At 49.5% G+C, this 6054-nt stretch carries 6 protein-coding genes; 2 read left to right on the plus strand and 4 right to left on the minus strand.

Annotation, left to right across the window (positions count from 1 at the left end; genetic code table 11):
• The first annotated feature begins 277 nt into the window (after positions 1-277).
• Positions 278-958, plus strand: a complete 681-nt coding sequence (gene rpe / locus ACTHSP_RS00695; RefSeq protein ID WP_440345447.1) for a ribulose-phosphate 3-epimerase — start codon at positions 278-280, stop codon at positions 956-958.
• A 104-nt stretch (positions 959-1062) separates the two neighbouring features.
• Here the strand turns inward: rpe and ACTHSP_RS00700 are convergent, their stop codons facing one another.
• The gene (locus tag ACTHSP_RS00700; RefSeq protein WP_440345448.1) at positions 1063-2445 is read right to left on the minus strand and encodes a phosphomannomutase/phosphoglucomutase; all 1383 of its coding nucleotides are present in this window, start codon (positions 2443-2445) and stop codon (positions 1063-1065) included.
• 121 nt (positions 2446-2566) lie between these two features.
• Complete coding sequence (gene ypfJ, locus ACTHSP_RS00705; RefSeq protein WP_107857149.1) at positions 2567-3406, minus strand: KPN_02809 family neutral zinc metallopeptidase; 840 nt, start codon at positions 3404-3406, stop codon at positions 2567-2569.
• 187 nt (positions 3407-3593) lie between these two features.
• Between ypfJ and ACTHSP_RS00710 the strand changes: the two genes are divergently transcribed.
• On the plus strand, positions 3594-4091 hold the full coding sequence (locus tag ACTHSP_RS00710; RefSeq protein ID WP_002232090.1) for a YbhB/YbcL family Raf kinase inhibitor-like protein: 498 nt from the start codon (positions 3594-3596) through the stop codon (positions 4089-4091).
• A 76-nt stretch (positions 4092-4167) separates the two neighbouring features.
• Here ACTHSP_RS00710 and ACTHSP_RS00715 read toward each other — a convergent pair whose 3' ends face one another.
• Both ACTHSP_RS00715 and ACTHSP_RS00720 read right to left on the minus strand, forming a co-directional pair.
• Entirely contained in the window at positions 4168-4677 is a 510-nt protein-coding gene (locus tag ACTHSP_RS00715; protein WP_440345449.1) for a peptidylprolyl isomerase, read from the minus strand.
• Between the two features lie 117 nt (positions 4678-4794).
• Positions 4795-6054, minus strand: a 1260-nt coding sequence (locus ACTHSP_RS00720; RefSeq protein ID WP_440345450.1) for an SLC13 family permease, incomplete at its 5' end; no start/stop codon positions are given.

Here is a 6054-nt window from a genome sequence, read left to right on the forward strand (position 1 = left end):
GGTGTTTTCCTAATGTTTCATCAGGTTTGGAAATATAACCGATAAGCGTGTGAAAGGCAGTATCAATGCAGTTAACTTTTGTTAATGATGTTAGATTTTTTTGCACATATATGTAATCTAATAATTTATTTTCAAAGCCTTACTATGTGATTATAAGTTTCATTAATGTATATGAAATGTAAATTCATAAAAATGACGGCAGAGATATTGTCGGCAGCATACAACATAGGGTTAAAAATGCGATAATGACAAAGGAACACACTTTAGGAGAATAAACATGGCCGACTACCGTATTGCACCCAGTATTTTGTCCGCTGATTTTGCCCGTTTGGGCGAAGAGGTTGCCGAAGTGATCCGCGCCGGTGCGGATTTGATTCATTTTGACGTGATGGACAATCATTATGTGCCGAATCTGACTTTCGGCCCTATGGTTTGCGCGGCTTTGAAACCGTATGCAACCGTGCCGGTCGATGTGCATTTGATGGTTGAGCCGGTTGACGATTTGATTCATGCGTTTGCCAAAGCCGGTGCCAATATCATTACCTTTCATCCTGAAGCCAGCCGCCACATCGACCGCAGCTTGGGTTTGATTAAAGAATACGGCTGCCAGGCAGGCTTAGTATTGAATCCTGCCACGCCGGTCAATATTCTGGAAAACGTTTTGGACAAACTGGATATGGTGTTGCTGATGTCGGTCAACCCGGGCTTCGGCGGACAAAGCTTTATCCCGAATACACTGGTGAAAATCCGCAAAGTGCGCGAGATGTTGGACGAGTATGAACGGCAAAGCGGCCGCCATATCGCATTGGAAGTCGATGGCGGCGTGAAAACAGACAATATTGCTGAAATTGCGGCGGCGGGTGCGGATACGTTTGTCGCCGGTTCGGCGATTTTTGGCAAACCGGATTACAAAGCCGTTATCGATGAAATGCGCCAACAGTTGGCGCAAGTCGGATAACCAAGCCGGGATATTCTTAGTTTCCAAACTTTAAATAATCAATGTTTAATATTAAAGGCCGTCTGAAATAATTTTCAGACGGCCTTTTGTTTTAGCCTAAACCCTTACAGCGGCCATTTCAATGCAGGATTGCTTTCAATGACTGCTTTGAATTGGTTTTGAATACGTTCAATCGCTTCTTGCGTATCCGCTTCAAAACGCAACACCAAAATCGGTGTGGTATTGGAAGCACGCATCAGGCCGAAGCCGTCGGGGAATTCAACGCGCAAGCCGTCGATGGTGATGATTTCGGTCGCACCTTCAAACTTGGCATTGGCAGCCAGCTCTTCAATCACTTTGTGGCCGTTGCTGCCTTCGGGCAGGTCGATGTTGAGTTCCGGAGTGGAAATGCTTTGTGGCAGCTTGTTCAATACTTCGGACGGATTGTCGAAGGCAGACAGGATTTCCAAGAGGCGTGCGCCGGCATACATACCGTCGTCGAAGCCGAACCAGCGTTCTTTAAAGAAGATGTGTCCGCTCATTTCGCCGGCAACCAGTGCGCCGGTTTTTTTCATGGTGGATTTGATGAAGCTGTGGCCGGTTTTCTCCATTACGGGATCACCGCCGTGTTCTTTAATCCAAGGGGCGAGCAGACGGGTGGATTTGACGTCGAAAATCACTTTGGCTTTAGGATTGCGGCTCAACACGTCTTGCGCGAAAAGCATCAGTTGGCGGTCTGGATAGATGATGTTGCCGTCTTTGGTGACCACGCCCAAGCGGTCGGCATCGCCGTCAAATGCCAAGCCGATTTCGGCATCGCTGTTTTTAAGCTCGACGATGAGGTCTTGCAGGTTTTTCGGTTTGGAAGGATCAGGGTGGTGGTTAGGGAAATTGCCGTCTACTTCGCAGAAAAGTTCGGTCACTTCGTTGCCCAAGCCTTTGTAGAGTTTGCCCGCGAATGCACCGCCGACACCATTGCCCGCGTCAATCACGATTTTCATCGGGCGTTTGAGCTTGATGTGGCCGACGATGTTGTTGTGGTATTCGCCGGAGATGTCTTTTTCGATTACGCTGCCTTGTTTATCGGTGGCAACAAAACCGTCTTTTTCAACAATAGCTAAAAGCTCTTGAATGGCTTCGCCTGCGAGCGTGTCGCCGCCGAGCATCATTTTGAAACCGTTGTAATCGGGCGGATTGTGGCTGCCGGTAATCATTACGCCGCTGCCGCCGCATTCGTTGATGGCTGCGAAGTAGAGCATAGGGGTGGCAACCATGCCAACGTTGAGGACATCGATGCCGCTGTCTGTAAAACCGCGTTGAATTTGTGCCATCAGGCCGGGACCGCTCAAACGGCCGTCGCGACCGAGTGCGATACGGGTAATGCCTTTTTCGGAGGCTTTGGTGGCAATGGCTTTGCCAATTAAGTAGGCAGCTTCGTCGGTCAGGGTTTTACCGACGATACCCCGGATGTCGTAGGCTTTGAAAATGTCGCGGGCGATATTTGCCATGTGGATTTCCTTTGAATTTAAGGGAAAATAATAGGCGTTATTCTAACACGGCTAAAAGGCCGTCTGAAGAATTCAGACGGCCTTTTGTCGTTACATCAAAGAACAGTGTTGTTTGGACGAATCAATTGTTGAAAGTGTTGCATTGGTTGATATCGCCGCTTTCCAAGCCGCGTTTGAGCCAAGTCATGCGTTCTTCGGACGAGCCATGGGTAAAGCTGTCGGGAACGACATAGCCCTGAGCCTGTTTCTGCAAGCGGTCGTCGCCGACGGATTCGGCGGCCAGCATCGCTTTTTGAATGTCTTCTGCTTTGAAGATGTTGTTGTTGACGGCGTAGTGTCCCCAAATACCGGCGAAGCAGTCGGCCTGCAATTCGAGTTTAACGGAAAGGGCATTGGCCTCTTTTTTGCCGACTTGTTGTTGCATTTTGTGGACTTTAGGCAGAATGCCGAGCAGGTTTTGAACGTGATGGCCGACTTCATGGGCAATAACGTAGGCAAATGCGGCATCGCTGGCAGATTTGAGTTTGGTGCGCATGTCTTCGTAGAAGCTCAAATCCAAATAAACTTTTTGGTCGCCCGGGCAGTAAAACGGACCCATGGCAGATTGGCCCGTACCGCAGGCGGTGGACGTACCGCCTTCATACAACACCATGGTTGCCGGCGTATAGCGTTGGCCGTGCTGCTGGAAATATTTACTCCATGCTTTTTCCGTATCGGCAAGGACAACGCGGGACAGTTCGTTCAATTCGGCTTCTTGTTGGCTGTCAAGTCGGGAGGCTTGCTGGGTAGGGATGCCCATCGAAGATGAGCCGCCAACCAAACCGCTCAAATCCACGCCGTAATATGCGCCGACCAAAACCACGATAATGCCGAGTATGCCCGGTGTTTTGCCGCCACCACCGCCACGGCTTCCGCGGCGATCTTCGACGTTTTGGCTTTGTTCACGACCTTTCCAATCCATAATGCGTATCCTGTGTAGTTTTCATGCGGCGGATTATACTATGGAATGTCAAATGTGTTTGATCGAATTGTGAATATTGCTTGAGGCCGTCTGAAAATGCGACATCGGGAAAGTGAAAACGGCAGTATCTTTCAGACGGCCTTGGTGTTGGTTAGAATGAATAAACCTACTATTGGGAGATATTAAGATGAAAGTCAGCAGTAAAGCTATTGTCAACGGCGAATTTGAAGACAAATACGGCAAGCGCGGCAGCCAGTTCAGCCCGAGCGGTATGCCTTCTTATTCGATTCCTTTTGAGATCGAAGATGCACCTGAAGGAACAAAATCGTTTGCCGTGGTGTTGGAAGACAAAGATGCCATTTCGGCATCGGGTTTCGTATGGACACATTGGTTGATTTCGGATTTGAAACGTACTTCCGTGGCAGAAAATGAAAGTATTTCTGCAACAGATTTTACGCAGGGTGCGAACACTTGGGCGAGCGCGTTGGGTAAATTTGAAATCGAAGAGGCCTCGTTTTACGGCGGTATGGCACCACCGAACAACCGCCATCGTTATGAACTGATTGTGTACGCGCTGGATACCGTTTTGGATTTGCCGCGCGGTTTCCGCTTTAATGAGCTGCATTTTGCCATGCAGGGTCATGTGTTGGATTCGGCATGCGTGGTTGGTACTTATGATGTGTGATGGTATGCGTCATTATTGAAAAACAGCCTGTCCGGTTTTAATTCGGACAGGCTGTTTTTATGGGAAATCAAGTCAATTAAACCACTTCGGCTTTAGTGATGATAACAGGGTCGCTCGGTACGTCGTCGTGGTAGCCGTGACGTTTAGTAGAAACGCCTTCGATGGCATCGACAACATCAAAACCGTCAACGACTTTACCGAATACGGCATAGCCCCAGTCTTGAACGACGGTTTTGCCGTACAGCTCTTTAGAACGGAAGTTCAGGAAAGCGTTGTCGGCAGTGTTGATGAAGAATTGCGCGCTGGCAGAATGAGGATCGGAAGTACGCGCCATGGCGATGGTGTATTTTTCGTTAGGCAAACCGTTGGACGCTTCGTTTTGAATCGGATCACGGGTTTCTTTTTCGTTCATGTTTTCATCCATGCCGCCGCCTTGAATCATGAAGCCTTTGATGACGCGGTGGAAGATTACGCCGTCGTAGAAGCCGTCTTTAACGTATTGCTCGAAGTTTTTAGCAGTAACGGGGGCTTTGTCGAAATCGAGTTCGATTTTGATGTCGCCTTTGTTGGTGTGCAGGATAATCATGGGTTTCCTTTCGTTAGAATCCGGTTTTGAATCATTCGTTAAATTGTGTCTGAACGAGAAACTTCAAGGCCGTCTGAAAAATATTCTTTCAGACGGCCTTGTTACTTAGTCGATGGTTTACATCAGTACAGCATAAGCCCACAGAGCAACCAATACCACGCAGAGGATATTCAGCAATAAGCCGACATTCATCATTTCGCGTTGCTTAATCAAGCCTGTACCGAACACAATCGCGTTAGGCGGTGTGGCAACCGGCAACATGAAGGCACAAGATGCGCCGACACCGATGACGAATACCAAGACTTGTTCGGGCAGACCCATTTGCGCGGCGATGCTGGCGAAAATAGGCACAAGCAGGGCGGCGGAAGCTGTGTTACTGGTGAACTCAGTCAGGAAGATGATGAAGGTGGCAACCACGAAAATCACCAGCAATGCAGGAGAGTGGGAGAACGTGGAAGCAACTTGCTGACCCAGAGCTTCAGATGCGCCGGAAGATTGCAGCAACGCGCTCAAGCTGATACCGCCACCGAAGAGCATCAATACACCCCAGTCGGTATTGCGGGCAACTTCTTTCCATTGCGCCACGCCGAATACGACGACGGCAACGGCGGCAATCAGGGCGATAACGGTATCGGGGTTGGAAATGCCAAATGCGGCTTTGATTTTGGAGCTGAATACCCAAGCGATGGCGGCTGCCAAGAAAATCAACAGCGCGATAACGCGGTGCAAAGTCCAAGGGATAGATTCGGCTTTAACTTCCACGCGCTCGTTCAAATTAGGTTTGAGGATGACGTACATGGAGAACAGCATCAGCGGCAGAATCAACAGCATCATCGGCAGGCCGAGCTTCATCCAGCCGACGAAGTCCAAGTTCAGCGCTTTGGCGGCAATCATGTTCGGCGGAGAACCTACCACGGTACCCAAACCGCCGATACTGGCACAGTAGGCGATACCGAGCAGGACGAAAACGTAGGTTTTGCGTTCTTTTTCTTGGTCGAGGTGGCTCATCATGCCCATTGCCAAAGGCAACATCATCGCGGCAGTCGCAGTGTTACTGATCCACATAGACAGGAAGGCGGTAACGGCAAACAGCATCAACACGGCAACTTTCATATTGCCACGGGATAGGCGCAACAGGCTGACGGCAATTTTACGGTCGAGACGCTGCATGTGCAGGGCGGTTGCAAGCGCGAAGCCGCCGAAGAAGATGTAAATCGTCGGGTCGGAGAAACCGGCCATCGCTTTTTTGATGTCCATATCCGGGAAACCGAGTACAACGGCAAGGATAGGGATCATCAGTGCGGTAACGGTAATGTGTACGGCTTCGGTAAACCAAAGTGCCGCAACGAAAATCAACAGCGCGATACCTTTGTTGGC

It is taken from the genome of Neisseria sp. P0001.S005 (assembly GCF_051963715.1).